Source organism: Candidatus Phytoplasma fabacearum (assembly GCF_030586805.1).
Taxonomy (GTDB): Bacteria; Bacillota_I; Bacilli_A; order Acholeplasmatales; family Acholeplasmataceae; genus Phytoplasma; species Phytoplasma fabacearum.
In genome coordinates, this window is record NZ_JAOSIM010000039.1 from 1 (window position 1) to 2489 (window position 2489).

The window sequence follows — 2489 nt, forward strand, 5'->3', positions numbered from 1 at the left end:
TAATACGGATAGATTAATTGCGTTTTATTCAGCGATTTATCTTTGCTGTTTTATTTACAATCAGCCCCCGTCCAAACCGGACAAGCAAGTTTCCCAGCATCCGGCTTTCCATAATTTACTCTCTTTCGGGGACTAATTTTTCCTCACGGTTAATTAGCTATTTATTCCTATTGTTCTTATTCTTTCTGATATCGCGTATTTGTTGATTGGTTACCTTTCGGTGACAATCTTTACACAATACCTTGGTTCTTTTATTCATGATACTTTGGTGGTGCGCATTGCGGACCGTACCAATGTGATGAATTTGTAGTTGAGTTGTTTTATCGCAATGCTCACAACGTTCTGCTTTTAGGCGGTCAGTTAGATTCGTACGACTCTGGAATATAAATCTATTGATGGTAATGTCCGGATTTCCCTTATAATTACGCATTCTTTTAATTCTATCCCAAGAGTAAGCAACCCATGACTCAACTTGGGTTTTCCCTTTGTTATGATAAGGAATACTCCAGGTTGCTCCTGTATTAAGTTTCTTCCGAACTCTAGCAATTGACGTTTTTCGTTTCCTTGCCAGCGTTTTCAAACAGCTATATTCAGCTAGATAATTTAAGTGGGTTAAAACCCCGAGATTGTTAGCTAAACAAAAGTATTGGATAATTCCTCTAACAATTGTCTTATAGGTCCGGATTATTTCTAATTCGTCCCTATCTGCTAATGTTTCGTCGTGTTTCACTTCCCCCCTTTTTAACCAATTATATTCATATCCATATTCTTTGGCTTTCGCCTGGGGAATTTGGATTTGAACTCTGCCATTTAAGGAATTCCTAGTGGTTTTCCTTTCCCGGGTTCTATTGGTGGGGTTAACCTTTATCATGTAAGATAGAAACCTCGTTCCTTTGTTGGCTTTCACAATTTTGGATTTATCCTTACTAACCGTAAGGTTCAAATCTTGCGTTAGCCATTGCGTTACTTGGTCTTTGATTCTTTCCGCCTGGTTGTATTCGCCTTTAATACCGATGATAAAATCATCCGCATAACGGATATATTCAACTCTTGGTTTTGGATTCAGGTTGATAGAGCTATCAATCCCCAGATTGCCGTGTTGGTTTTTAAACCATGCTTTCTTATATTCTGGGTTACTCTTCTTAATTGGCCTTCCCTCTTTAATCAGCTCTTCCATTCTCAAGTCGATGTGATGTAAATATACATTCGCCAACAGAGGAGAAATAATTCCTCCCTGAGGAGAGCCCGATAAGGATTCGTATTTGATGCCATCCTTCATGAAATCGGCTTTTAGCCATTTGTTAATGGTTGAGAGCGTTTTGTTCTTTTTGATGAACTGATTTATGGTCCTCATCAGAATCTCGTGATTGATGGTATCAAAGTAACCTTTTAAGTCGATTTTGACAATATAATCTATCCCTTTAAATCTTTGTTTGACGCGTTTGATAGCATCATGGCAAGATTTTTTGGTTCTAAATCCAAAACTCCATTCTGAAAAAATATTTTCAAAATAGGGAGTTAAGAGTTGTTCCAAGCATTTTTGTATCAATCTATCTCTGATGGTCGGTATGCCCAAGGGTCTGTTTTTCCCCTTATCCTTAGGAATGAGGATTCTTTTGACTGGTTTCGGGTGGTAACCATTGTTGATGTATTCCCGATGGTATCTTTCTAGTCTATCTAGATTAACACCATCAATCTTTTCATTGTCGATTCCGGGTGTACCCGCTCCCCTGTTAGTCGCAATTTTATTAAATGCTACTAACGTGTTGTGAAAGTTATTCATTCCTTGCTGGAGTTCTCTTTTCAGAGAGTAGCCCTTTGATGAACAATATTGAATCTTATTCAATGTTCGCGAAAGTTTAGTTTCTGGTGAAACCGTTGTTGACATAATCTATCAACTCCTTCCTTGATGCCATTGAATAAATAGTAAATTACTTTCTTCTTTCGCCCTATAAGAGTGATTACCTCTCTTCTCGGTAAGACGATTAACTAAATTATTCCAAATTTAGGTTTACCCTTACGACTACTAAAAAGATTCTTTATCCTTGACCATCCAGACTTTCATTTCCGGATTAGTAAATTTAATTACTTAGTTTTAGGATTCTCCAAGTTACACTAAATCTCTACCTTAATTCTTTAGGGGAAGTATCCTCTTTAAGAGGTTGATTCCAGGTTTTCTTTCTTTGATAAACTATCCAATACTTTTCTTATATATTGATAGATTCTGGACTGTCCGTTTAAGCAACTTCCGGAACAGGTCTCTTTATTACATCAATTTTCCTTCTTAGGCCATTTCAGGCTTCTCCATGGAATTATTCGGTGGCGGAGTCATCTTGACTAATTTGCTTTCGTCGCAACCCGCTTTTATGGTCTGCTGTAATCCGGCGTTCTTTCGTTAACCTAACCGACCATATCCTTTCAGGGTTTATCGACCCTGGCTATTGGTTAGATAGCATGAAATTTAGGCCTCTTTGGCGCCCAGAAAATAA

General features: G+C 37.8%; 1 protein-coding gene. It reads right to left on the bottom strand.

The genetic code is table 11. From position 1 onward, the window contains the following. Window positions 1–157: 157 nt before the first annotated feature. A complete protein-coding gene (gene ltrA / locus OC705_RS02425; RefSeq protein ID WP_304513987.1) occupies window positions 158–1888 on the bottom strand; it encodes a group II intron reverse transcriptase/maturase in 1731 nt (576 codons plus the stop codon). Window positions 1889–2489 lie beyond the last annotated feature (601 nt).